This window comes from Streptomyces sp. WMMC500 (assembly GCF_027497195.1).
Lineage (GTDB): Bacteria > Actinomycetota > Actinomycetes > Streptomycetales > Streptomycetaceae > Streptomyces.
Genome location: NZ_CP114905.1, coordinates 8,579,754 through 8,602,820, shown reverse-complemented (window position 1 = coordinate 8,602,820; position 23,067 = coordinate 8,579,754). Strand labels below are relative to the sequence as shown.

Genomic DNA, 23,067 nt, shown 5'->3' with positions numbered 1-23,067 from the left:
CCAACCACACACCCACACAAACCCAACAACCCGAACAAACCACACACACCCACAGCCAACAACCACACAGCATCCACAACCCCACTTGGCCACCACACACCAACGACTTGGCGCCCACTTGGCGACCACCACACACCCGCAACCCCAGCGGGCAAACCACCACACAGGCAGAACCACGAACCTCACGTGCCACAAGCTGCCCACCACAGACGACAGCCGACAAGCCGTGGATCAGGGCCAAGGGGCGCGCCACACCGGACACCGAGTCACCGCAGCGCGGGCGCGCGAGCCGCGTACGACGGCGCACGGTCCACCGGCCGCACGCCCCGGAGGAGCGGGCGCGGGCATCAGCTTCACCTACTGCCACGCGGCGATGAGGGTGCAACTCGGGGGCGAAATCCGCGGCACCGCACCCCTCGCCTACGACGAGCAGCCGAAACCCGGCTCTCGACGTGGCGCGACAAGGAGACACCGAGCGCAATCCACGTTCGCTCCAACCTTCGCCTTCAAGAGACCCGCGAATTTCATCACCGCCGCCCGACAACGGCAGGACGGACTCCCCCACATCACCGAAGCCACCGCCTGGGTCACCTGCACGGTCGATGAACTCGTCCGCGGAGGCGACCACACCATCGTGCTCGGCACCGTCACACGGGCCGAGTCGCGCGGACAAACTCCACTCACCTATCACGCGCACCCCTGCGGCACTCATATCCCACACCCACACCCGAACCAGACAAACCCCGGGTGCAAGTGGCCGGGGTCAACCGCGCGTCCAGGCGACGGGCACGACAGCAACGGGCCGGCGACACGAAAGTGCTCCGGCGGGCAGTGAATGTCCACGACCGTCCGAACCGCTTTCCGGCGGTCGCCGTCAGGCCGGGCTTGTCGTCGAATGGGACGGATGGCCACCCTTGGAAGCGGGCGCCATCGTTCAGTACCTCGGGATAAGCCATTCCCGTGTGACAGATCAGGGTGAGGGCGGAGACGGGCACCACTGGGAAGAGCACGGTCATGCACAGTCACACCGCAGGCGGCGTGAAGAGCATCGGGCCAAGGCCGTCGCAATACTTCCTCCCCGAAAAGCGTCGCGGGCGCCGACCGTCCAGCGAGTCCCGAGCAATGTGCCGACCTCGGCTCGGGAAGGAGGCAGAACTGCCCCCAGCGGAGACCAGCGGGTGATGATTCCGCCGATCTCCGCTTCGCGCCCGGCAGGTTTCAGAAGAACGAGCTGTCGCCGCCCAGTTGGACCGCGCCGTGGTACGCCTCGGCGGCGTTGACGCACGCGAGGTGGGAGAGGCGGGAGCCGTTGCGGTCGTCGCAGATGCGGCGCATCTCGGTGCGGAAGCGGCTGTCGATCCAGTCCTTCGTCTCACGCGTCGGGCTGAGCTTCAGTTCGTGCTTACCGCCGTAGTTCCGGTAGCCGAAGTCGTGGAGGACGCACGCGGGGCGGAAGACCTCGCTGTACGGCGCGTAGCCGGTGGGGACCGAGCAGCCGTCGTTAGTCCAGTTGAACGGCTGGACGTGCGGGGTTCCGGCGAACTCCGCGTAGGTGAGGTCCATGAGGGCGTCGGCCTGCTCGCGCAGCGTCGGCGCTGCCGTGGGAGCGTTGGTCACGGGGTTCGTGTCGGCGGCCGCGGCGGTGGCGGCGCCGGCGAGGGTGGCTGCTGTCAGGAGGGCCAGCGTGGCGGCTGTGGTCGACAGCTTCGTGCGCAGGGCCGCGACGGCCGCGGGGCTGCGGGTGGCCTTGTTCATGGAGGGAGGCTGCGCACCGGCGCCGTGAACATGCGGCCGGGGGTGCGGATCCGCCCTTACGGGTCTGGTGGCCCGCTCGGTTGACGGAGCGGGGCCCGCCCGGTGCGGAGGGCATGTGCGCCCTGCGCGCCGAGCGGGCTCCGGTGACGATCAGGGAGCGTCGAGGGACTCCTCGACACCCTTCAGCTCCTCTTCGGCGATCTCCTGACCCAGTCGCTCAGCGGTCTTGTCATCGATGCCCTCGCAGGCCTCCGGACGCTCATCCCCGGCGTTCTCATCGCCCGCCTGGTACTCCTTGAACTGCTCGGTGATGGCCTCCTTGCAGGCTGCCTCATCCCCCTCGCTGTCACTACCGCAGCCGGCCACAGCGAAGGTCAGAGCCACCGCGGCCACAGCAAGAACGGAAGCACGGGCAGTGCGCTTGTGCATGATTCCCCTAGCAAATACGTGTTCGGACCGGTGAATCGTGTCGGACCCCGGCCGCCCGTGTCTGCCGGTGTGACTGTTTGGTGACATGACCGGGACACGATCACGAGGATTCGGGCCGTCAGGGCCGGCGCACGCGCGCGTCTACGCGTGTCACCCGAACGGCTCGCCTCCGGGGGTCGGCCGTGTTCCGCAGGCGGAGGCTGGTGGGCAGGGCACTCACCCCGTGGGAGGACACGCATGGCCACGCCCGACCCCAGCGACCGCGCGGACTTCGAGGCCGCCGACCGCGGGTTCCTCGCCGGACCCGCCGAGCGGCAGGTCACGGCCGCGGACGGGCGGGTGGTGTGGGACTTCGACGACACCGGCTTCCTCAGTGCTCTTCCCGACGGCGAACACCCCGGTACCGTCGACGCCGGCCTGTGGCGGCAGGCGAAGCTGTGCGCCCGTGCCGGGTTGTACGAGGTGGCCGAGGGCGTGCTGCAGGTCCGCGGGTACGACCTGTCGAACATGACTCTGATCGAGGGCGACCACGGGGTCGTCGTCGTGGATCCGCTGATCTCGCGGGAGACCGCCGCCGCGGCGCTGGCCCTGTATCGCGCGCACCGGGGCGACAGGCCCGTCACCGGCGTGGTCATCACGCACTCGCACCTCGACCACTTCGGCGGCATCCTCGGCGTGCTCACCCCGGACGCGGACCTCCCGGTCCTCGCCCCGGCCGGCTTTCTGGAGCACGCCGTGGCGGAGAACGTCTACGCCGGCACCGCGATGCTGCGCCGCGGCTTCTACTACGGCGGGATGAACCTGGAACGCGGCCCCGCCGGGCTCGTCGGCATGGGGCTGGGGTTCACGGCCTCCACCGGTACGCCCGCCCTGGTGCCCGCCACGACGGAGGTCACCCGCACCGGGCAGACCGAGACCGTCGACGGCGTGGGATTCATCTTCCAGATGACGCCCGGCACCGAGGCCCCGGCGGAGATGAACTTCCTGCTGCCCGACTACCGCGCGCTGTGCATGGCCGAGAACGCCACCCACAATCTGCACAACATCCTCACCCTGCGCGGCGCCCTCGTACGCGATGCCCGGATGTGGGCCCGCTGTCTCGACGAGGCGCTGCGGCTCTTCGCCGCCGACGCCGACGTGCTGTTCGCCTCCCACCACTGGCCGACCTGGGGGCAGGAGGCGATGCGCGACTTCCTGGCCGAGCAGCGTGACCTGTACGCGTATCTGCACGATCAGACGCTGCGGCTGGCCAACCAGGGGCACACCGGTACCGAGATCGCCGAGATCATCGAGATGCCCCCGTCGCTCGCCGCGGCCTGGCACACGCACGGCTTCTACGGCAGCGTCAGCCACAACGTCAAGGCCATCTATCAGCGCTACCTCGGCTGGTACGACGGCCACCCCGCCTCGCTCTGGGAACACCCGCCGGCCGAGACCGCCAAGCGGTACGCCGAGTGCATGGGCGGCGTCGACGCTCTGGTGGTCAAGGCCGGCGCGTACGCCGACGACGGCGATCTGCGCTTCGCGGCTCAGCTCCTCAAGCACGCCGTGTTCGCCGACCCCGACCACACCGGCGCCAAGAACACGCTCGCGGACGTCTTCGAACGACTCGGCCACGGCGCCGAGTGCGCGACCTGGCGCAACTGCTATCTCGTCGGCGCCCGTGAGCTGCGCGAGGGCGTCAAGCACACCGGTATCACCGCGGGCGGCATGATGGCCGCGCTCAGCGTGGAGCAGCTTCTCGACTCCATCGCCATCGTCGTCGACGGCCCCCGGGCTTGGGATCTCCGCCTCACCCTGGACTGGCACGTCACCGACCTCGGTGAGCACCACCGCGCCACGCTCGCGCACGGCGCCTTCACCCACCACCGCCTCGACGGCGGGTCCGCCGAGCCGGCCGACGTGTCGCTGGCGCTGACCAAGGCCCAGTTGCTCGCTCTGCTGGCGGGCGGGAGCCCGGAGGACATCGAGCACACGGGTGACCCCGGCGCGCTGCGCACCCTGCTGTCGGTGCTCGACCGGCCCGACCCGGACTTCGCGGTCGTCACCCCCTGACGGCCCCGGGTGTCGTGCGCTTCGTGACGGCCGGGCCGGCCCGGTGCAGGACGTGTTCGGCGAAGGCAGGGGCGGCGAAGGCGGCTTCAGTCCCGCTCGACGGCCATCACGCGCGAGGGGTCGTGGCGCGCGTGCGGGCCGGGCACGGGGCGTTCGGGCAGCGTGAACCCGAACCACTTCTCGTACGCCGCGAGCACCTCGGCGTCGCCGGTGAGCTTCTCGGTCTCCCGCTCGTCGCCGCTGACGACGGTCAGCACGTCGTCCTTGAGGGTCACCCGGCCTTCCTCCGTCGGCCGGGAGCAGATCATGTTCTGCAGCGTCGGCGACTCGGGGCAGGTGCCCATCCACCAGACGACCTGGTCGAGGTCGACGGACAGGTCCACCTCTTCGTCGTAGAAGCGGAATTGCGGCTTGCCGTTGCGGAACACGTCGTACGTCCGGCCGTCGACCTTGCGGACGACGAACTCGCCGTGCGCATTGCGCTGCGGCTCCTCGGAGTCACGCAGCAGCGGATACCGGGATGTCTTGCCGAATCCGACATCGACGATCCACTTTTCCCGGTCGATGTCCACCGACAGCAGGAGGTGGTTGTACGGCGCGGACAGCCGGTCGCCGAACCAGACCCTGCCGTGGTGCATCGTGGTCGCGAATCCCAGGGACCGCAGCAGGAAGTGGAAGGCGGTACTGGTCTCTCCGCACACGCCGCCGCGGCGCTCCCGCACGATCTTGTCCACGACCCGCGCGTCCTTGTAGAAGACCTCCCGCGGAATGTGGAAGTCCAGGGTGTCGAACGGCACTGACAGCACATGCCGCTCGTGCAGCCGGCGCAGCGCCGCCGCGTCGGGGCGCTCCGGCCGGTCGGCCCCGATCCGTTCCAGATAGGCGGCCGTCATCTCGGCGTCCAGCACGCTGCTCCCACCCTCCTTGCGCGACCGGCCGGATGCCGCTGGAATCCGGCGCGCCGCCAGTAAACGCCGCCCGGGACGGCCCGCTCAACACGGAGCCGGCGGAGTCTGTCAGGTCGCGGGACACCGTCCGCCTCACCTGACAAACCCGCGGGGCCCGGCTGGACTCCCCGTCGTGCAGCCACTGTTCTTTGTCATGTGGGTTTCTCCACCGCACGCCGCCATGTCCGGACGACAACGGAGCGGACGATGAAAAAAACCTCGTTAGGCATCGTCGGAGTAGGGCACCATCTGCCTGGCGCCCCCGTGTCCAACGAGGCGGTGGCGGAGACCGCCAGCGTCGACATCGAGTGGATCCGCGAACGGACCGGAATCGAAAGCCGGCACTACGCCGCACCCGAGGCGCTGACCTCCGACCTCGCCACGCAGGCCGCCCGCCGCGCAATCGAAGTCGCCCCCATCGGCGCGGATATGATCGCGGTCGGCACCAGCACCCCCGACCGGCTGTCCCCCTCCACCGCCTGCTACGTGCAGCGGAATCTCGGCCTGTCCGGCGGGCCGGCACTCGACGTCAGCGCCGGCTGCTCCGGGTTCCTGTACGCGCTCTCCGTCGCCACCGCCATGGTCGCCGCCGGACTGGCCAGGCGCCCACTCGTGGTCGCCGTCGACGTCCTCACCCGCTTCGTCGACCCGACGGACCGCCGCGTCGCGCCGCTCTTCGGCGACGCCGCCGGAGCCGTCCAACTGGGGCCTGTACCGGACGGGTACGGGATCCTCGCGCTGGAGCTGTGGGCAGACGGCACCCTGTCGGAGATCGCGGGCTTGCCCCTCCACGGCGGCTACTTCCAGATGGACGGGCGCGGGGTGAAAAGGGTCGTCATGGAGATGGGCCCGAAGATCCTCGAAGCCGCGCTCGCCAAGGCCGGCGTGCGGCTGGACCAGCTCAACCGGGTCCTCGTCCACCAGGCCAACCCCAAGCTGGTCCGCTGGCTCGGCGACTTCGTCGGCCTCCCGCCGGAGGTGGTGCCCGACTACGGCCGGCTGACGGGCAACACGGCGGGCGCCTCGGTGCCGGTGGCGTTCTCGATGGCCCACGCCGAGCGGCCGTTCCGCGACGGCGACCTGTTCGCGCTGCTGGCCGTGGGCGCCGGCATGACCGGGGGCGCGGCGATCGTGCGCTGGCACGACCCGGCCGCCGCGGCCTGACGCGCCGGCGCCCCGACCGAGGAGAGGACGACTGCGGTGCAGCTCAAGGACACGGTGGCACTGGTCACCGGCGGTACGGCGGGCCTGGGGCTGGCGACCGCGCGCCGGCTGGTGGCGGCGGGCGCGCGGGTGCTGGTCATGGGGCGCTCGGAGGCCACCGGGCGGGCCGCCGCCGACGGACTCGGCCCGCTGGCCGCCTTCGTCGCCGGCGACGTGACGGAGGACGAGGCGGTCGGGCGGGTCCTGGACGCGGCCGGGGAGATGGGCGAGCTGCGCACCGTCGTCTGCTGCGCGGGAACCACGTACAGCAAGCAGATCCTCGGCAGGCGCGTGATGCGCGCGGACGAGTTCGAGGCGGTCATCCGCACCAACCTCTTCGGCACCTTCAACGTCATCCGGCAGGCGGTTCCGCGCATGGCGGCGCAGCCGCTCGTCGAGGAGGACCGCGGCGTGGTCATCACCACGTCCTCCATCGCCGCCTGGGACGGGCAGAACGGGCAGTGCGCGTACGCCGCCTCCAAGGCCGCCATCGCGGGGATGACGCTGCCGCTGGCGCGGGAGCTGGCGCCGCACGCCATCCGCGTGGTCGACATCGCGCCCGGCCTGTTCGACACCCGGCTGACGTCGGCGGTGCCCGACGGGGTGCTCGAACACCTGCGGGGGCAGGTGCCGCACCCCAAGCGGTTCGGCAGCGGCGACGAGTTCGCCGCGCTGGCGGAGCACGTCATCGGCAACTCGATGCTGAACGGCGAGACCGTGCGCCTGGACGCCGGCCTGCGGATGGCCCCGCTCTGACCCGCCGGACCGCGTGGACGGGGGCGGCGGGGCCGGGTCCGTCAGCCCGCGGCGGGCACGCGGAGCACCAGCTTGCCGCGCACCCCGCCGGACTCCAGCCGGCGGTGCGCCCCGGCGGTGTCGCTCAGCGGCAGCGTCTCCGTGGCGGGCGGGCGCAGCGCGCCGGTCGCCAGCAGCCGGTTGATGACGACGGCGGCCTCGGCGAGTTCCGCCGCCGTCGCGTGCGAGACGGCGAAGCCGACGACCGAGCGGTCCATGACGTACAGCGGCCCGGCGGGCAGCACCGGCCGCGAGCCCATCCCGGCGAGGACGACCACCCGCCCGCGCCAGGCCAGCAACCCGACGGCGAGGTCGAGGTCGTTGCGGCCGGAGGTGTCGACGTAGATGCCGGCGCCCTCCGGGCACGCCTCGCGCAGCTCCTTCGCGAGATCCGGGCTCCGGTAGTCGACCACCTCAGCCGCCCCCAGCGCGCGGCAGCGCTCCGCGTCCCGCTCGCTCGCCGTCGCGACGACGCGGGCACCGGCGTGCGCCGCCAGCGCGATCAGGGCACCGCCGACGTTCCCCCCGCCGCCCGCGACGATGACGGTCTCCCCGACGCGGAGCCTGCCGTGGGTGAACAGGGCGAGATACGCCGTGGCCGCCGGGTGCAGCACCGCCACCGCCGCCACGGGGTCCACGCCCGCGGGCAGCCGGTAAAGCCGGTCGCCCGGCACGACGGCCCGCTGGGCGGCGGCACCCTGGCGTCCGCCGTGGCCGAGGCTGTTGCACCACACGCGGTCGCCGGCCCGGAAGCCCGGCACGCCGGGGGACGCCGCCCGGACCGTGCCGACCAGGTCCCGGCCGATGACGAACGGGAAGTCCATGGGCGTGCGGAACGCGCCGGAGCGCACCATGGTGTCCACGGCGTTGACCGCGGTGACCTCGACGTCGACCAGCACGTCCGTGGCCCCCGGGCGCGGCTCCGGGACCTCGCCGACCCGGATGCCCGCGGGCGGGCCGCACTCCTCCACGTAGGCGGCGAGTATGGTCCGATTCTGCACGCCCGTCCCGCCCTTACGCCGATCCTGCGTCTGTCAGGTCGCGGGCCGCGTCCGCCCCATGCGGGGGCGCGGTGCCGCCGAACTCCCGTGCGCCGTGCATCCATGCCACCCGGTCGTGCAGCTCCGTCGCGGTGAGCGCGGACAGCATCGCGTTCCGCGCCCTGGCCGCCTCGCCGGCCGGGTGCCACAGCCGGGTGCTGTCCCGGGCGAGGCGCGTCATGCGGGCGGTGCGGTCGCGGCGCCGCGCGTTGTACGCCGCCAGTTGCCCGGGGATGGCCTCCGTGCCGGCGTCGAGGAGGTCGCCGAGGAGCACCGCGTCCTCCAGCGCCTGGCAGGCGCCCTGGGCGGCGTAGTGGAGCATCGGATGGGCCGCGTCGCCGAGGAGCGCCACCCGGCCGTCGCTCCAGACATCCACGGGGTCCCGGTCGATCAGCACCCAGGACTTCCACTCCTCGCCCAGCGCCAGCAGCCGCTGCGCGACCTCGCTCAGCGAGGCGAAGGCGGACCGCACCTCCTCCTTGCGCGCGGGCACACCGGCGAACGCCTCGGTGGCGCCGTTCTCGACGCTCGGCGCGAGGTTCAGAAAGCGGCCCCCCGCTATCGCGTAGTGCACGAAGTGGCAGCCCGGCCCGGCCCACCAGGTCACGGCGTTCCACCGCAGCTCGACCGGCACCCGCTCCATCGGGATGACCGTCCGGTACACCGTGATGCCCGAGACGCGCGGCTCGCCGTCGCCGACGAGCTGCCGCCGGACCGCCGAGTGGATGCCGTCGGCCCCGATCACCGCGTCGCCCGCGACCTCCTCGCCGGTGCTCAGCCGCACCGCGGCGGTCGCACCGTCCTGGCGGTACGAGACGACGGCGCTGCCGGCGCGCAGCTCGACCCCCTCCGCGCGCCGGCACGCCGCGAGCAGCAGTCCGTACAGCTCCCCCCGGTGCACGACGACGTACGGGTTGCCGAACCGGCGCCGGTACGCGCCCTTCAGCGGCAGACTCGTCACGTGCTCGCCCGTCACGCCGTCCATGAACCGCAGCTCGTCGATGTGCACGCCGCGCTCGCGCACCTCCCCGCCGAGCCCCAGGCGGTCGAGCGCGTGGATCCCGTTCGGCGCGAGCTGGATGCCGGCGCCGAGCTCGGCGAACTCCCCGCGCTCCAGCACGACCGCACGGTGCCCGCGGGCGGCGACGGCGAGCGCGGCGGCGAGGCCGCCGATGCCGCCGCCGACGATGACCATCCTCGCCATGCCGGGCCTCCTACTCGCGGTGGTCGGTCGCGGCCGACAGCAGCTTGGCGAGGTCGAGTCGCTTGATCTTCCGGGTCGCGGTCTGCGGCAGGTCCTCCAGGCGCCACCGCACGGGGTCGGCCATCGCCGGCAACCCTTCCGCCGCGGCCCGCCACGCATCCGGGTCGAGCGGCTTGTCCTTCTTGGTGCACACCACGGGGATGGGCGGCGAGCCGTCCGCGCCGGGCACGATGACGACCTCGGCCAGGTCGTCGAGCCTGGAGAACAGCACGTCCTCGGCGGCCAGGCTACTGCCGAAGCCGGGGATGACGTCGACCTCCCGGTCGAGCAGGTGGATGCAGCCCCACCTGGTCCGGTAGCCCACGTCGCCCATCCGCCACCAGCCGTCGGTGAGCTGCTCCGCGTAGCGCTCCTGCTCGCCCAGGTACGTCACGATCCGGCCGTCGCTGCGCACCTCGATGAACCCGGGGTTCTCCGCCGACGGCGGCCGGCCGCCCCGGCCGACGACGCGGGCCCCGGTCATCCCGGGAACCCCCATGCCGACGCAGCGGCCGTCCGCGTCCGCCGCGCGGTTGCGGGTGAAGGCGCGCATCAGGGCGGGGCCGACCTCGCTCTGCCCGTAGATCTGCCCGAACAGCGGCCGCGTACGGCGCGAGGCCCTCAGCAGGCGGTGCACGGTACGCGGGTGGATCGCGTCGAACGTACTGCTGAAGAGCTTGACGTTGGCCAGCGGCCCGCGCGGGTCGTCCGCCAGGTGCTCCCAGCTCATGAACGAGTTGGGGTGCGCCTCCAGGATGCCGGGGCGCAGCCGCGCGAACAGATCGGCCGTGTGCGCCGGCTCCCCGTCCCGCAGCACGACCACCGGGTGGCCGCCGAACAGGGAGATGGCCAGCGCCGTGACCAGCCGCGAGTGCACGAACGAGACGTGGATCGCCACCGTCTCGCGCCCGCGGACGAACGGGGCGATGGCCGCGCGCTGCGGGCGGTAGCGGGCCTGCATGCTGCGCGCCGTGTGCACGGCCAGCTTGGGCGTGCCGGTGGTGCCGGACGTGTGCGTGATGAGCATCGGCCGGTCCGCCGGCACGGCGACGGCGCGGGCGGGCGGGCCGCCGGCGAGGTCCGCCAGCCGTACGGCGCCGGGGTGGTGGCCCGAGGTCAGCACGACGGTGCGGGTCAGCTCGAAGACGGCGGCGGGCAGCTCCGCGTCCAGCTTCGCCCGGTCGGTGATCAGATGGGGCCGGCCGGCCCGGCGTACCAGCTTGGTGGCCGTCGCGCCGTCGAGCGCGGGGGACAACAGCACCGGCACCGCCCCGATCCGGTTCACGGCACAGGCCAGCAGCATGATGTCGAAGCCGTCGGACTTGTGGACCACCACGTGTTCGCCGGCGCGGATGCCGGCCCGGCGGAGCCGGGAGGCGCAGTCCGCGACCAGGTCCGCCGTCTCGGCCACGGTCGCCCGGCGGCCGAGCTCCGGCGCGATGTCGAGGTCATGGTCGAGGATCATCAGGTTCGCCGGGTGCCGCGCCGCCGCGCGCTCAAAGAGCGTGCCCAGCCGCAGCCCGCGGTTTCCTATGCGCTGCAGGAACATCTCGCCGCCACCCCTCAGACCTTCTCGATGACGCCCTTGAGGCGCCGGACGGTCGCCGCCATCTCGGTTTCGAGCTTGGCGGCCCAGGCGGAGAAGAACTCCTTCTTCTCCGCCTCGGACATGGCCGCGGTGATGCCGCGGATTCCCTCGGTCGCCCGGCCCATCCAGAAGTGGTGGACGAGAAGGGAGCCCGCCGGCTGCTCCCCGTCGGGCGGAGCGGCCTCGATCTCGTACGTCCACAGGCTTTGCTGGCGCCGCCCGGCGCGGTCGCGCATGGCCCAGCCGAAGCGGCGCCCGGGCACGGCGGCGACGACCTCGGCCTCGGTGGTCCAGTCGCCGCGCACCACCGGGGCCCAGGCGACCACGTCGGGGCTGCGGTGGTTCTCTCCCCGGAAGACGGCGCCCACCGTGGCGGGCGCGCCGGAGATCCACTCACCGCCGTTGCACTCCTCGCTCCACGCGCCGCAGCGGGGGAGGTCGCTCACCGTGGCGTACACCTCGTCGGGCGGCGCCGCGATCCGGACCTCGGCGCGGACGTCGAAGAGGGAGCCAACCTTCATCGGGGTGTCGGTCATGACTGGCAGCGTCGCCAGCGGCGGTGAGCAGGTCAACGAATTCCGGACGGATCCGTCAAGTCGGCCGACGACCCGCCCGGCGCCGGTGCGTCACATGCCCTTGCCGGCGTCGTAGGTGCGCCAGCGCTCGGGGCGGATGCCGAGCGTCACCATCTGGGACATGGTGGGCTTGACGGCCTCGCAGTACCTCTGGCCCATCTCCTCACCGAGGTACCGGATCGAGCGCATCCGGTGCTCCTCGGGATCCGTCGGCTCGTCGACCACGATCGGGCCCTCGACGGATACGTACCGATACGGGAACACCTCGCTCTGCACGAGGAATCCGACCCGGCCCACGGCGCGCGCAAGTTGGAGCTTCCGGCTGGTGACCTTGGTGGATATCCGGATGTCGCCGCCGGGCTCGTAATCGTATCCGATCGGTACCTGAAGCGGACCCCGTCCGTCGGCGTCGGCGACGCACAGCACACCGATATGCAGATCGGCGAGAAACGCCTCGCGCTCGTCGACCGTCATCTTCGTCGACAACTCAACTCCTCTGGTGGAATAGGTGGGGTGGGGCGGCAGCAAGATACCCACAGGCGCACGGGGCAGCCGCGATATCCGGTCATTTCACGGCCCACTCGCCGGTGAATACCGGATCCGTCCCGTCGAGGAAAGCCGCGATGCCCTCGTGGGCGTCTGCGGTGGCGAAGTTGACCGTCTGGGCGCGCGCCTCGCCCGCAAGCGCGTCGCTCAGCGTACGGTCCGCGCCCTCGTTCAGCAGCGCCTTGCTCTGCGTCATGGCGACCGGCGGGCCGGCAGCCAGCCGGCGGCCCAGATCGCCGACGAAGGTGTCGATCTCCTCCTCGGCCACCACCCAGGTGACCAGGCCGAGACGGTGCGCCTCCGCGGCGTCGATCATCTCGCCGAGCAGCACGAGCCGCTTCGCCTGCTGCAGGCCCACCAGCTTCGGCAGCAGCCAGGAGCCGCCGAAGTCGACGGATATGCCGCGGCGGACGAAGATCTGCGAGAAGCGCGACTCGGGCGTGGCGACCACGAGGTCGCAGCCGAGCGCGAGGTTCCAGCCCGCGCCGACGGCGACGCCCGTCACCTTCGCCACCACGGGGAACGGCAGGTGGTGCAGCCGGAGGGCTATCTCGTTGGCCCGGCGTATCTCGTCCAGCGGATGCGCACCCGGCCCGCGGCCGGAGACGTCGAGCGGATGGCCGCCCGGCTCGCCGCCGGTGAGGTCGAGGCCGGCGCAGAACGCGCCGCCCGCGCCGGTGAGCACCAGCGCGCGCACCTCCGGGTCGTTCGCGGCCGTGGTCAGGGCCTCGCCCAACGAGGCCCACATGTCTCGGTTGATCGCGTTCTTGCGGTGCGGCCGGTTCAGCGTCAGCGTCAGCACGCCGCCGTCCCGGCTCTGCAGCAGTGGCTGTCCGTCGGTCAACGTTCGCTCCTCTCTGTCCTTGCCCGCCCCACCGGCTCCTTCCGCGATGTGCTAACCGCCCAGGGTGGCGCCGCCGTCGACGGTGAGGCTCTGCATGGTGATGTGTCCCGCGCGGTCGGAGAGCAGGAAGACGACGGCGTCGGCGACGTCCGAGGGCCGGGCCAGCTTCCGCAGCGGGATGCCCACCTTGTAGTCCGCCGGGATGCCGTCGATGATGCTCGTCTTCTCGGCCTCGCCGCCGTTCCCCATGCCCACGAGCATGGGGGTGTCCGTCGACCCGGGGGCCACCAGGTTGCAGCGGATCCCGTAGCGGGCGACCTCAAGACCCAGGCACTTGGTGAACATCGTCGCCGCGGCCTTCGATGCGGCGTAGGCGGCCATGCGCGTACGCGCCGTGCTGGCGGCGTTCGAGGCCACGGTGACGATCGAGCCGCGCCGTCGCGGCACCATGCGCGCCGCGACGGCGCGCGACATCAGGAAGACGCCGGTGGCGTTCACAGCGAACGTCGTCTCCCAGTCCTGGTCGGTCAGATCCCGGACCTCGCCCATCCGCAACACGCCGGCGGTGTTCACGAGGAAGTCCAGTTCCCCCAGGCGGTCCTCCACCGCGGCGACCCCGGCTTCCACCTGGGTCCGGCTGGCGATGTCGACCGAGAACGCCTCGGCGCTCAGACCGTCCGCGTTCAGCTTCTCCACCGTCCGCGCCAGCCGGCCGGCGTCGCAGTCCACCGCGGCCACGGTCACGCCGCGCCGGCAGAGCTCGCCGGCGACGGCCGCGCCGATGCCGCCGGCTGCTCCGGTGACCAGGGCGACTCTGCCCTCCATAGTGCCCGTCCCCCTTCTGCGAGAGTGCGGCTCGCGCGGGTCCAAACGCTCCCAACCCTTGACCTCGGCATGCGGGGCGTCAACGCGCGTCCGACGTACTTCGTCAGGTGTGGCAAGCGGTTACGGCGCGCTGATCCTCAGGGCTCACCCGGCCAGGAGGAACTGTCACCGCAGTCGACGGCAGGGACACGGCGTGGGCCACCGACGCGAGGGTCATGTGGCGGTGCCAGCCGCAGAACGACCGGCCGGCGTAGTCCTCGATGCCGACGCTCTTCGCGGTGGCGGCGTAGTCGTACTCGACGCGTTCCAGCAGCGCGCAGAGCCCGAGCAGGGACGCGGGGTGCGCGGTGCGGATGTCGGTCAGCCACAGCTGCTCCGCCTCCTGCCGGCCGCGCTCGATCAGGCCCATGAGGGTCAGGGTGCTCAGCTCCCCGGACCATTCGCCGACGCCGTCCGCGGGCCTGACGACGACGCTCGCCAACTGCCCAGCGCGTACTCCCCCGGGCGCGCCGGGGTCGCGCCAACGGGCAGGGCTTCCCGTCCCCTTGGCCGCCCGGACGGCCTCGCGCGCGGTCATGCGGGGCGCGCTGCGGTGCCCGGTCAGCGCCGGGTCCGCGATCACCAGCGGCACGGACCCGTCGACGCGTGCCAGCACGGGGATGCCCGCACGGACGAGCCGGCGGAAGACCGTGCCCAGGTTCATCTCCCGTGCGTCCAGCACGACCGGGCGGTCGTGCAGGCCCGACGCCTCTACGACCGCGTGGCACTGCCGGGCGACCTGCTCCGCGTACGTCTCGGGCACCGCGCTGTCGGGTATCGACGCCCGTCTGCGGCGCAGGTCGTCGTCGAGCCAGCCGCGGGGGAGCCGCAGCTCCCAGTCGACGGGGCCGCTCCCCTCCCGGCAGGCGGCCCACACGCCGACGGCCTGCTGGGCGTTGAGCACGCGCCCCACAGCCGGGACGAAGGTGCGGTGGACCCCGACCGAGTGCTCACCGACCTTCTGGATCAGCGTCCTGCGCACCACCCACGCCGCCACGGAGACGCGCGACAGCAGGTGCGCCGCGAGCGCCCGGCGCACCGGCCGCCAGTCCCAGGTCGACTGGTTGATGAAGTGGTGCAGGCTCTGATCCCCTCCCCGGCCGCCGAGGAGGGTCGCGATGTTACGCGCCGACTTCCGCCCGGGTGTGTGCAGGAGGCCGAGGACGTAATCGACGCCGGTGCGCCGCTGATCGGCGCGGGGTAAGGACTCGAATAGAGAGTGCAGCAGGTCGAGCGGAAGATCACCCGGAAGAGCCGTATCGGCGGTTAATCGTCTAGCGGGTTGCGGATTTCCCAGTTCACTCATTTCGGGCACACTCCTCGTCACTCTCGGCACGATGAAAACCGGCTCAGCAGGCAGTGCCCAGGAGGTGACCCCGAGGCCGAACAATTTATAGTTTCCTTGCGGTTTGATCGTCAATGAGCAGATTATTGTCAACGTGTATGTACTAAGCGGATTACCGGTGCCCGGGTGACAATGAGAAACGTCCGGTGACGCCGAAGACGGAGGAGACCACGGTGACCGCGAGCCAGGAGGAGATCGACGCTGCCCGGGGCCACCTGACCAGGCTGGTCTTCGGTCAGTTGGCCGCGCGGGTGGTGGGGACGGCCCTGCGGCTGGGCGTGTTGGACCGCTTCGGCCGCGGCGACGGCGGCCGCGCGGCGGCCGGCGCAGGCGACGGGGCCCGGGCGGCGGCCGACGTCGCCGCGGACCTCGGCACCGACCCCCGGGCCACGCTCCGACTGCTGCGCGCCATGGCCTCGTTGCAGCTTCTCACCGAGACCGCCCCCGACCACTTCGCGCTCGCCCCGGCCGGCGCCCTGCTGTGCGACGGCGGGGCCGGGTCGCCGTCCGGCACCGCCTCCATGGCCGCCTTCGTGCGGATGTTCACCGACCCCGTGGTGCTCAGCGGCTGGGAACACCTGTCGGACAGCGTGCGGAGCGGCGCCCCGTCGTTCGAGGCCGCCTTCGGGGTGGACTCTTTCACCTACTTGAGGCAGAACCCGGAGAAGTCCGCGGAATTCAACGCGGCGATGAGCCAGGGCACGAGCGTCGCCGCGGCGGGGCTGGCCGCGGCCTACGACTTCGGCCGCTTCAAGTCGGTCGTGGACGTGGGCGGCGGCGACGGCACGCTGCTCGCCGCGATCCTGCGCGGGCACGCCGCGGTGCAGGGCATGCTCTTCGACACGGCCGAGGGCGTCGCCGAGGCCCCCGCCACGCTCGCCCGCGAGCACGTGGCCGACCGCTGCACCGTCCACGCCGGCGACTTCTTCGCCGGCGTCCCCTCCGGCGGCGACCTCTACCTGCTCAAGAGCGTCGTCATCGACTGGGAGGACGACCGCTGCGTGACGATCCTGGAGCAGTGCCGCCGGGTCATGCCCGGCGACGGCCGTCTGCTGATCGTCGAGCCCGTCCTCCCGCCGACCGTGAACGGCACCGTCCCGCCCGGCGCGTACCTGTCCGACCTGAACATGCTCGTCAACACCGGCGGGCGCGTCCGTACCCGCGCCGAGCTCGAACACCTCTGCACGCGCGCCGGCTTCGCCCCCGCCGCGCTCACCCCGCTCCCCCCGCCGTTCGCCGCGTTGGAGGCCGTGCCCTGCTGAACGCACCTTCTGGAGCGCGCAGTCCCGGGCACGCGGCCCCGGGCACGTTGTCTCGTTCGCTCGGTGTTGCCCGATCCGTACAGACGCGTGCTGACACCGTGTGGACCGGCGCCCTACGATCCGCTACCGGGGGACGGGGAGAGCTGCGTCAGGTCAGGGGTGGGGGAGACTCGTGCGACGACTGCCTGTGGGGTACGCCGGGTCCGTGCTGCTCGCCGCCGTGCTCGCCCTCGCGGGCTGCACCGGCGGCGACGGCGGCGACGGATCCGCGGCGACCCGTCCGGTGGTGGCCCGGGGGCGGAGAAGGGCGGTGCGAGCCCGGCGCCGACGTCCGCGCTCGACGCCGACCCCGCGAAGGCGCCGGAGGACCGTGCCGCCGCCCGCCGCTCCCTCCTGCAGACCGTGCCGACCTACGGCACCACCAGCCTGCCCGCCGCGCTGATGCTCCAGGCCGAGGGCGTGCGCCGGATGGGCATGGTGATCGACCGGGCGGCGGGCGAGTTCGCGTGGGAGGAAGGCCACCTGGCGTACAAGACCGTCGGTCTGGTGGACATCGAGGTGCACCCGCGGGTGGTGCCGCGGAGCGCCGCGTCGCCGGCCGCGGTGCTCGGCGACGTGCTCGACCGGGAGCCGGACGCCGTCTACTACGCCGGCTCCCCGCGGCGCGGCGCGGACCGCTGCGGCGTCCTGCTGATCCCGGGCGGGGGCAGCCATGTGGCCATGCAGGACGACCCCCGGTTCCTCGTACGGCGCCGTCTACGGCCCCGAGCGAGGGTGCGGCAGGGCCGGGTGATCCACCCCCGTGCCTCCGCTGTCAACCCGCGGGCGGCGGGCCCCAGCCGCCGTGCGGCTGCTGCGGGGGCGGCGGGGCTCCGTAGGGCTGCTGGGCCGGGTACGACGGGGGCTGCTGCGCGGCACGCTGCGCCGAGCCGCCGGGGCTCCTGTCCAGTACGCCGCAGGCGACCGCGCCGATCATGAGGCCGATGCCCAGGTACGAACTGGACTCGCGAATCTGCTGGAACTCGATGTTCTCCACGTCCGACCGCTCGGCGATCATCGGCATCACGAATCCCTGCACGAGGAAGTACAGGCCGCAGACGAACAGCACCCATCCGAAGATTTTCATACGCGGCACCCTACGTCGGGCACACGCGGCACCAGGCTGGATTCCGGTTCCCGAAGTCAGCCCGGCCACACCGGGGTTCAGGCTATGTCGCCCGCCCACGCCCAGCGTCCCGGAGCGCCCGGCACGGGGGCGTACGTGGCGCGGCCGCCGGCGCCGAAGCGTCCCAGCTCGGTGGGCAGAGCCGCGCCGGCGGCGGTCTCCCGCGCGCTCCAGCCGGTGATGTCGAGCAGCAGCCCGTCCAGCGGGCCGCCGACGAGCTCGGCGTAGTCCCGGCCCGGTCGCGGGCCCGGGTGCGGGTCGTCGTGTTCCGTGCCGTAGACCCGGCCGCGCAGCAACTCCTCGTCCCTGTCCATGCCCCCAGCCTCTCAGCCGCCACTGACAGTCCGGCCCTGCGCGGCCGACCGGCTCGTCCGCCCGCGCCGAGCCCGCCGGGGGTGCCCGTATGCTGCGGGCATGGCATGCCGCATCACAGAACTGGTCATCGACTGCGCCGATCCCGAACGGCTCGCCGCGTTCTGGAGCGAGGTCCTGGGCTACGTCGAGCTCGACCGGGAGGAGGGCGTCATCGAGATCGGACCGCCCGACGCGGGCTTCGGCGGGCCTCAGCCCACGCTCGTGCTGAGCGCGAGCAGCGATCCGCGGAAGGGAAAGCTCCCCCTGCACATCGACGTCAACGCCACCGACCGCGACCAGGAGGCGGAGCTGGAGCGGCTGCTCGCCCTCGGTGCCACCCACGCCGACGTCGGCCAGACGGGCGAGGAGAGCTGGTACCCGCTGGCGGACCCGGAAGGGAACGAGTTCTGCCTGCTGCGCACCCGGGTACAGCCCCTCGGGTGAGGCCCCCTGGGCCCTCGCGGGCCCCGGCCGCGCCGGTCAGGCGTCGAAGCGTCCGCGTGCGTCTTCGATGTGGGTCAGGTACCGCTGCGTCCAGTCGCACATGGCGTCGACCGTGGCGCGCAGGGCCCGGCCCGGCGCGGTCAGGGTGTACTCGACCCGCGGCGGCACCGTGGGGTAGACCTTCCGGTCGACCAGGCCGTCGCGTTCCAGCGTGCGCAGGTTCTGCGTGAGCATCTTGTGGCTGACGCCCTCGACCTCCTTGCGCAGCTCGCCGAAGCGCAGGGTCCGTTCGCCGAGCGCTTCGATGATCAGCAGCGCCCACTTGTTGGCGACGTCGGAGAAGACCTCCCGCGCCAGCGAATCCGCGCGCCTGAGGTCCGCGTCCTCGGGGAGACCCTTGAGTTCCTGCTTGGTCACCATCTGGTTCCTCAGTTACCGAAGAGTGCGTTCTTCCAGGTCAGCGTTCACTCTCTTACAGTTTCCGAGTAACCGCAAGAGAGCACGGGGAAGGACCTTCACCATGGCCGCCATCGACGCCTTCACGCACGGCGTGGCACCGGAGAACGAGTTCGGCTACGCGCAGGCGATCAGGTCCGGCGAGCTGATCCACGTCGCCGGGCAGGTCGCGTTCGACGAGACGGGCGAGTTCGCGTACGCGGACGACTGCGCCGCGCAGCTCGACCTGACGTACGTCAATCTCGACAGGGTTCTCGGGCACTACGGTGCCACCCGCAACCAGATCGTCTCGCAGACCGTGTACGGGGTGCACCTGGGGCAGAACGCCGCGGCGATCTCCGCGGGGAATCTCGCGTACTTCGGCGCCCACCGCCCCGTCAGCACCGTCGTCGGCGTCAGCGAGCTGGCCTTCCCCGGCCAGCTCGTCGAGATCGCCGTCGTCGTGGACACCCGGCTGCCCGCCTGAGTGCCTGGCGTCACATGCGTTCGGCGCCCGCCCTGATGGCCTGGCGGATACGGACGTAGGTGCCGCAGCGGCAGATGTTGCGCAGGCCGTCGAGGTCGTCGTCGGTGATCTCGCGGCCCTCCGCGGCGACGCGGCGCACCAGGTCCACGGCGGCCATGATCTGGCCGGGCTGGCAGTAGCCGCACTGGACGACGTCGTGGTCGAGCCACGCCTGCTGCATGGGGTGCAGATCCTCGGCGACCGTGTCCGCGAGGCCCTCGATGGTGGTGACCTCGTCGGTCGGGGCCAGGTCGCCGACGGGGATCGCGCAGGGGTTGACCGCCTTGCCGTTCAGGTGGCTCGTGCACGCCTTGCAGACGTTGATGCCGCAGCCGTACTTCGGTCCGTTGATCCCGAGGATGTCGCGCAGCACCCAGAGCAGGCGCACGTCGTCGGCCACGTCGACGGTGACCTGCTCGCCGTTGACGCGGAAGGTGTGCTCGGGCACGGGGTCTCCTAGCCTCGGCGGGCCTGGTCCAGGCCGTCGGTCGGGGAAGCGGGGATGGGCGGGACGGTCGGCTTGGGGGTGAAGGAGAGCGTGCCGTGGTTGATCGGGAAGACGGTGGGCATCGTCCCGGTCGCGCGCCCGTACGCGCAGGCGACCGCGGCCATCGACGCGGCGACCCCCAGCTCCCCCGCGCCGCCGGGCTCGTCGGAGGTGTCGGGCATGACGATGATCTTCAGCTCGGGTGGGGTGTTCCACTGACGGGTGTAGAAGTAGTTGTCCCAACTGGCTTCGAGGAAGTGGCCGTCGCGCAGGTGGAGGCTTGAGGTCAGCGCCAGCGCGATGCCGTCCATCAGGCAGCCCATCATCTGCGCTTCGAGCCCGCGCGGGTTGACCGTGAGGCCGACGTCGACGGCGAAGACGGCCTTGGTGACGCGCGGTCCCGTGACGCCGTCGCGGATGGGCCGGCCGACGGTCTCGGGGCGGCAGTCGATCTCCACCAGAGCGGCGCTGACCGACTTGTACTCGGAGTGGAAGGCGATGCCCTGCGCGGTGCCTTCGGGCATCTGCCGGCCCCAGTCGCCGGCTTCCGCGGCTTTCTCCAGGACCGCGCGGGAGCGTTCGTCGCGCAGGAAGTCGCGGCGGAACTCGTACGGGTCCTTGCCCGTCTTCTCCGCGAGGCGGTCGACGATCAGCTCGCGGGCGCAGGTGACGTCCGGCGAGTAGACGTTGCGCATACTGCCGGTGTTGAAGCCCTTGTCGGTCTCGTTGAGGAGCCGGGTGGCGAGACCGAACTCGTACGGCATCGACTGGCTGAGGTGGAAGAACGTCTGGGAGAAGCCCATGTCGCCGACGGGCAGCCGCGCGGCCATCGCGGTCAGGAGCTCGCCGAGCCCGTGGCCGAAGTCGGTGGCGACGCTGGTGTGCCGCTGCTTGAAGCCGAGGACCGCCCCGCCGGCGTAGTCGGCGCGCACCCGGGTGGTGGCCATCGGGTGCGTACGGCCCTGGCGGGAGTCGTCGGCCCGGTGCCACATGAGCTTGACGGGCTTGCCGATCCTGCGGGAAACCTCGACGGCTTCCAGCGCGGCGTCGAAGAACAGCTTGCGCCCGAAGGATCCGCCGCCCTCGGTGACGTGCACCGTGACGCGGCCGAGGGGCAGGCCGAGTTTGGCGGCGATGGCCTCCTTGGCGACGATCGGGGACTTGAGCGCCGACCAGACCTCGGCGCGGTCGGCCCGTACGTCGGCGACGGCGCAGTTGGGCTCCAGGGCGCTGTTGCTGCGGAAGTGGAAGGTGAACGTGGCCTCCACGTGGGGCGTGAGCGGGGGCAGTCCCATCGGCGGCTCGGCCGCGGCGAGTTCGCGCAGTACGGTCTCGTCGGACTTGCCCTCGGCGGTGCCGGGGTGCCAGTCGACGCGCAGCGCGCGTACGGCGTCGATGCACTGGCCGAAGGTCTCGGCGCGCACGGCCACGCCGGTGTCGATCGGCACGACGTCGGTGACGCCGGGCATGGCGGCGACGTCGGCGAGGTTGGCGACGGCGCCGGGTTTGCCGTTGATGGTCGGCGGGCGGCAGACCATCGTGGGCTTCGCGTCGGGGATGTCGAGGTCCATGGCGAACTTCTTGCGGCCGGTGACGGCGTCGCGGGCGTCGACGCGGTTGTGGGGCCGGCCGATGACGGTGAAGTTCTCGCGGGCGGTGAGCCGGACCTCGACCGGCTGGGAGCGGGTGGCGGCGGCCTTGGGGGCGAGGGTGCCGATGTCGACGGTGGCGCCGGTGCGGTCGCGGACGACACCGTCGCGCAACGTCAGGTGCGCCGCGGGCGAGCCCAGTTCGGCCGCGGCGGCGGTGAGCAGCCGGTGGCGGGCGACGGCGGCGGCGACCCGGATCGGGGTGTAGGTGGCGACGGTGGTGTTGGAGGCGCCGGTGAGCTGGTTGAACAGCAGCTCGGGGCGGGCTTCCGCCAGCGTCACCCGTACCCGCTCGGGCGGCACCGCCAGTTCCTCGGCGATGAGCATGGCGGTGGAGGTGGTGATGCCCTGTCCCACCTCGGCACGGGGCAGGGCGAAGGAGACGGTGCCGTCGGATTCGACCTCGACGGTGATGAGCCCCGAGGTGGGCAGGGCGGCGGCCGTCAGAACGTCGCTGAGGTCGACGAGTTCGGTGAGGTCCGGCGAGGCGGGCTTGGCGCCGGCCACGGGGGCGGGCACGAGCTGGGCGGCGGCCACGAGGGTGGGGGCGGCCAGTACGTAGCCGAGAAACCGGCGCCGGGCCGGTCCGTCGTGTGGCCGTGCGCCGTTCGGTCCGGTCATCGTCCGGCTCCTTCCGCCGGGTGGGCCACGTGCCTTCGCCGCGGGCCCTTGGTCGCCCGCGGTGGGGAAGTTACCAGAAGGTACGGCCGGGGCGCTGCCCGTGAGAGGAGAGATCCGGGCGCGCGTGATCGCGACGAACGGTGCGATGCCGTGGGACGGGCAGGCGTCGATCAGCGTCGGCATGTGGCGGTGCGGCAGATCGCGGGGGCGAGCAGCGAGCCGGTGACCAGCCGGGTGCTGCCGGGCTCGGCGAAGATGCCGGGGTGGGCGCGGCGCATGCCGTCGATGAGCCGCTCGTAGGGCAGGTCGTCGAACTCGCCGTGCTCGCGGACGACTTCCAGGTGGCGGGCTCCGTCGTCGTGCGGGCGGTGGACGCTGTCGGTTCTGCCGTCGAAGCCGAGGGGACGCACGCCGTACAGGCGGCACAGCAGCCGGTTGAAGACGGGGGCCGCGCGCACCCACGTGCCGTCGAGGTGGACGGTGGTCGAGGTGTGGTAGCGGATGACGTCCCCGCCGACCCGCGCGCGCAGCGCGGGCGACGACAGGTGGTTGCGCACGTCGGTGAGCACGAGCCGCGCGGGGATGCCGGCGGCGCGCAGGGCGGCGGCGTAGAGCACGGACTTGTGGACGCACATGCCTTTGCCGGTACGGGCCACCTGCGCGGCGGTGACGCCGGTACGGGACAGGTCCACGCCGTAGACCTCGTAGTCGACGCCGTCGCGCACCGCGTAGTAGAGGCGTACGGCGGCGTCCCTGCTGTCGAGCCCGCCCCGCGGCAGCGTGCGGCGCACGAAGTCGCGGACGTCGGGGTCGTCGGAGTTCAGGAACTCGGTGGGGGCGAGGCTGCCTTCCAGGTCTGTCGTCGTCATCGGTGTTCTCCGGTGCTCAGCGGCGC

At 72.1% G+C, this 23,067-nt stretch carries 24 protein-coding genes; 7 read left to right on the top strand and 17 right to left on the bottom strand.

Annotated elements, in window-relative coordinates; translation table 11 throughout:
• Positions 1 to 373 precede the first annotated feature (373 nt).
• Positions 374 to 835: a flavin reductase family protein gene (locus tag O7599_RS36790; protein WP_281619949.1), complete on the top strand. Its 462-nt coding sequence runs from the start codon at positions 374 to 376 to the stop codon at positions 833 to 835.
• Positions 836 to 1,218: 383 nt separating this feature from the next.
• On the opposite strand, the gene O7599_RS36785 is transcribed toward O7599_RS36790, so the two are convergent.
• On the bottom strand, positions 1,219 to 1,755 hold the full coding sequence (locus O7599_RS36785) for a phospholipase A2 (protein ID WP_281619948.1): 537 nt from the start codon (positions 1,753 to 1,755) through the stop codon (positions 1,219 to 1,221).
• A 150-nt stretch (positions 1,756 to 1,905) separates the two neighbouring features.
• Complete coding sequence (locus O7599_RS36780; RefSeq protein WP_281619947.1) at positions 1,906 to 2,184, bottom strand: hypothetical protein; 279 nt, start codon at positions 2,182 to 2,184, stop codon at positions 1,906 to 1,908.
• 237 nt (positions 2,185 to 2,421) lie between these two features.
• Here O7599_RS36780 and O7599_RS36775 point away from each other — a divergent pair, with 237 nt between their 5' ends.
• The gene (locus O7599_RS36775; RefSeq protein WP_281619946.1) at positions 2,422 to 4,239 is read left to right on the top strand and encodes an alkyl sulfatase dimerization domain-containing protein; all 1,818 of its coding nucleotides are present in this window, start codon (positions 2,422 to 2,424) and stop codon (positions 4,237 to 4,239) included.
• A gap of 86 nt (positions 4,240 to 4,325) precedes the next feature.
• Here the strand turns inward: O7599_RS36775 and O7599_RS36770 are convergent, their stop codons facing one another.
• Positions 4,326 to 5,147, bottom strand: coding sequence for an arylamine N-acetyltransferase (locus tag O7599_RS36770; protein ID WP_281619945.1), 822 nt, complete (start codon positions 5,145 to 5,147; stop codon positions 4,326 to 4,328).
• 246 nt (positions 5,148 to 5,393) lie between these two features.
• On the opposite strand from O7599_RS36770, the gene O7599_RS36765 reads away from it, so the two are divergent.
• Positions 5,394 to 6,350 (top strand): ketoacyl-ACP synthase III, encoded by a 957-nt coding sequence (locus O7599_RS36765; RefSeq protein ID WP_281619944.1) that lies wholly within the window; start codon positions 5,394 to 5,396, stop codon positions 6,348 to 6,350.
• A gap of 36 nt (positions 6,351 to 6,386) precedes the next feature.
• A complete protein-coding gene (locus O7599_RS36760; RefSeq protein WP_281619943.1) occupies positions 6,387 to 7,145 on the top strand; it encodes an SDR family NAD(P)-dependent oxidoreductase in 759 nt (252 codons plus the stop codon).
• Positions 7,146 to 7,186: 41 nt separating this feature from the next.
• On the opposite strand, the gene O7599_RS36755 is transcribed toward O7599_RS36760, so the two are convergent.
• The 8 genes from O7599_RS36755 to O7599_RS36720 all read right to left on the bottom strand — a co-directional run bounded on the left by O7599_RS36755 (position 7,187) and on the right by O7599_RS36720 (position 15,190).
• Positions 7,187 to 8,170, bottom strand: a complete 984-nt coding sequence (locus O7599_RS36755; protein WP_281623662.1) for an NADPH:quinone reductase — start codon at positions 8,168 to 8,170, stop codon at positions 7,187 to 7,189.
• Between the two features lie 28 nt (positions 8,171 to 8,198).
• Entirely contained in the window at positions 8,199 to 9,428 is a 1,230-nt protein-coding gene (locus O7599_RS36750; protein WP_281619942.1) for an FAD-dependent monooxygenase, read from the bottom strand.
• Positions 9,429 to 9,438: 10 nt separating this feature from the next.
• A complete protein-coding gene (locus O7599_RS36745) occupies positions 9,439 to 11,016 on the bottom strand; it encodes a class I adenylate-forming enzyme family protein (protein ID WP_281619941.1) in 1,578 nt (525 codons plus the stop codon).
• A 14-nt stretch (positions 11,017 to 11,030) separates the two neighbouring features.
• The gene (locus O7599_RS36740; RefSeq protein ID WP_281619940.1) at positions 11,031 to 11,591 is read right to left on the bottom strand and encodes an SRPBCC family protein; all 561 of its coding nucleotides are present in this window, start codon (positions 11,589 to 11,591) and stop codon (positions 11,031 to 11,033) included.
• A gap of 90 nt (positions 11,592 to 11,681) precedes the next feature.
• Positions 11,682 to 12,116, bottom strand: a complete 435-nt coding sequence (locus O7599_RS36735; RefSeq protein ID WP_281619939.1) for a pyridoxamine 5'-phosphate oxidase family protein — start codon at positions 12,114 to 12,116, stop codon at positions 11,682 to 11,684.
• Between the two features lie 79 nt (positions 12,117 to 12,195).
• Complete coding sequence (locus tag O7599_RS36730) at positions 12,196 to 13,020, bottom strand: enoyl-CoA hydratase (RefSeq protein WP_281619938.1); 825 nt, start codon at positions 13,018 to 13,020, stop codon at positions 12,196 to 12,198.
• 51 nt (positions 13,021 to 13,071) lie between these two features.
• Positions 13,072 to 13,845, bottom strand: a complete 774-nt coding sequence (locus O7599_RS36725; RefSeq protein ID WP_281619937.1) for a 2,3-dihydro-2,3-dihydroxybenzoate dehydrogenase — start codon at positions 13,843 to 13,845, stop codon at positions 13,072 to 13,074.
• A gap of 103 nt (positions 13,846 to 13,948) precedes the next feature.
• Complete coding sequence (locus tag O7599_RS36720) at positions 13,949 to 15,190, bottom strand: transposase (protein WP_281619936.1); 1,242 nt, start codon at positions 15,188 to 15,190, stop codon at positions 13,949 to 13,951.
• Between the two features lie 185 nt (positions 15,191 to 15,375).
• On the opposite strand from O7599_RS36720, the gene O7599_RS36715 reads away from it, so the two are divergent.
• Positions 15,376 to 16,491 carry a methyltransferase gene (locus tag O7599_RS36715; protein WP_281619935.1) on the top strand — a complete coding sequence of 372 codons (1,116 nt, stop codon included), beginning with the start codon at positions 15,376 to 15,378 and terminating at the stop codon, positions 16,489 to 16,491.
• An 814-nt stretch (positions 16,492 to 17,305) separates the two neighbouring features.
• On the opposite strand, the gene O7599_RS36710 is transcribed toward O7599_RS36715, so the two are convergent.
• Entirely contained in the window at positions 17,306 to 17,617 is a 312-nt protein-coding gene (locus O7599_RS36710) for a hypothetical protein (RefSeq protein ID WP_281619934.1), read from the bottom strand.
• Between the two features lie 77 nt (positions 17,618 to 17,694).
• Positions 17,695 to 17,970 (bottom strand): hypothetical protein, encoded by a 276-nt coding sequence (locus tag O7599_RS36705; RefSeq protein WP_281619933.1) that lies wholly within the window; start codon positions 17,968 to 17,970, stop codon positions 17,695 to 17,697.
• A 100-nt stretch (positions 17,971 to 18,070) separates the two neighbouring features.
• On the opposite strand from O7599_RS36705, the gene O7599_RS36700 reads away from it, so the two are divergent.
• Positions 18,071 to 18,454 carry a VOC family protein gene (locus tag O7599_RS36700; RefSeq protein WP_281619932.1) on the top strand — a complete coding sequence of 128 codons (384 nt, stop codon included), beginning with the start codon at positions 18,071 to 18,073 and terminating at the stop codon, positions 18,452 to 18,454.
• A 36-nt stretch (positions 18,455 to 18,490) separates the two neighbouring features.
• Here the strand turns inward: O7599_RS36700 and O7599_RS36695 are convergent, their stop codons facing one another.
• The gene (locus O7599_RS36695; RefSeq protein WP_281619931.1) at positions 18,491 to 18,874 is read right to left on the bottom strand and encodes a helix-turn-helix domain-containing protein; all 384 of its coding nucleotides are present in this window, start codon (positions 18,872 to 18,874) and stop codon (positions 18,491 to 18,493) included.
• Between the two features lie 100 nt (positions 18,875 to 18,974).
• Here O7599_RS36695 and O7599_RS36690 point away from each other — a divergent pair, with 100 nt between their 5' ends.
• Positions 18,975 to 19,376, top strand: a complete 402-nt coding sequence (locus tag O7599_RS36690) for a Rid family hydrolase (protein ID WP_281619930.1) — start codon at positions 18,975 to 18,977, stop codon at positions 19,374 to 19,376.
• A 10-nt stretch (positions 19,377 to 19,386) separates the two neighbouring features.
• Here the strand turns inward: O7599_RS36690 and O7599_RS36685 are convergent, their stop codons facing one another.
• The 3 genes from O7599_RS36685 to O7599_RS36675 all read right to left on the bottom strand — a co-directional run bounded on the left by O7599_RS36685 (position 19,387) and on the right by O7599_RS36675 (position 23,041).
• Positions 19,387 to 19,863: a (2Fe-2S)-binding protein gene (locus O7599_RS36685; RefSeq protein ID WP_281619929.1), complete on the bottom strand. Its 477-nt coding sequence runs from the start codon at positions 19,861 to 19,863 to the stop codon at positions 19,387 to 19,389.
• Positions 19,864 to 19,871: 8 nt separating this feature from the next.
• Positions 19,872 to 22,172, bottom strand: coding sequence for a molybdopterin cofactor-binding domain-containing protein (locus tag O7599_RS36680; protein WP_281619928.1), 2,301 nt, complete (start codon positions 22,170 to 22,172; stop codon positions 19,872 to 19,874).
• Between the two features lie 170 nt (positions 22,173 to 22,342).
• A complete protein-coding gene (locus tag O7599_RS36675; RefSeq protein WP_281619927.1) occupies positions 22,343 to 23,041 on the bottom strand; it encodes a transglutaminase-like domain-containing protein in 699 nt (232 codons plus the stop codon).
• Positions 23,042 to 23,067: the final 26 nt, after the last annotated feature.

Bases quoted from the DNA above. Each gene is read 5' to 3' on its own strand.
- O7599_RS36790 (WP_281619949.1), top strand. From the start codon at position 374: ATGAGGGTGCAACTCGGGGGCGAAATCCGCGGCACCGCACCCCTCGCC.
- O7599_RS36785 (WP_281619948.1), bottom strand. From the start codon at position 1,755: ATGAACAAGGCCACCCGCAGCCCCGCGGCCGTCGCGGCCCTGCGCACG.
- O7599_RS36780 (WP_281619947.1), bottom strand. From the start codon at position 2,184: ATGCACAAGCGCACTGCCCGTGCTTCCGTTCTTGCTGTGGCCGCGGTG.
- O7599_RS36775 (WP_281619946.1), top strand. From the start codon at position 2,422: ATGGCCACGCCCGACCCCAGCGACCGCGCGGACTTCGAGGCCGCCGAC.
- O7599_RS36765 (WP_281619944.1), top strand. From the start codon at position 5,394: ATGAAAAAAACCTCGTTAGGCATCGTCGGAGTAGGGCACCATCTGCCT.
- O7599_RS36750 (WP_281619942.1), bottom strand. From the start codon at position 9,428: ATGGCGAGGATGGTCATCGTCGGCGGCGGCATCGGCGGCCTCGCCGCC.
- O7599_RS36745 (WP_281619941.1), bottom strand. From the start codon at position 11,016: ATGTTCCTGCAGCGCATAGGAAACCGCGGGCTGCGGCTGGGCACGCTC.
- O7599_RS36740 (WP_281619940.1), bottom strand. From the start codon at position 11,591: ATGACCGACACCCCGATGAAGGTTGGCTCCCTCTTCGACGTCCGCGCC.
- O7599_RS36725 (WP_281619937.1), bottom strand. From the start codon at position 13,845: ATGGAGGGCAGAGTCGCCCTGGTCACCGGAGCAGCCGGCGGCATCGGC.
- O7599_RS36720 (WP_281619936.1), bottom strand. From the start codon at position 15,190: ATGAGTGAACTGGGAAATCCGCAACCCGCTAGACGATTAACCGCCGAT.
- O7599_RS36710 (WP_281619934.1), bottom strand. From the start codon at position 17,617: ATGAAAATCTTCGGATGGGTGCTGTTCGTCTGCGGCCTGTACTTCCTC.
- O7599_RS36705 (WP_281619933.1), bottom strand. From the start codon at position 17,970: ATGGACAGGGACGAGGAGTTGCTGCGCGGCCGGGTCTACGGCACGGAA.
- O7599_RS36700 (WP_281619932.1), top strand. From the start codon at position 18,071: ATGGCATGCCGCATCACAGAACTGGTCATCGACTGCGCCGATCCCGAA.
- O7599_RS36695 (WP_281619931.1), bottom strand. From the start codon at position 18,874: ATGGTGACCAAGCAGGAACTCAAGGGTCTCCCCGAGGACGCGGACCTC.
- O7599_RS36690 (WP_281619930.1), top strand. From the start codon at position 18,975: ATGGCCGCCATCGACGCCTTCACGCACGGCGTGGCACCGGAGAACGAG.
- O7599_RS36680 (WP_281619928.1), bottom strand. From the start codon at position 22,172: ATGACCGGACCGAACGGCGCACGGCCACACGACGGACCGGCCCGGCGC.
- O7599_RS36675 (WP_281619927.1), bottom strand. From the start codon at position 23,041: ATGACGACGACAGACCTGGAAGGCAGCCTCGCCCCCACCGAGTTCCTG.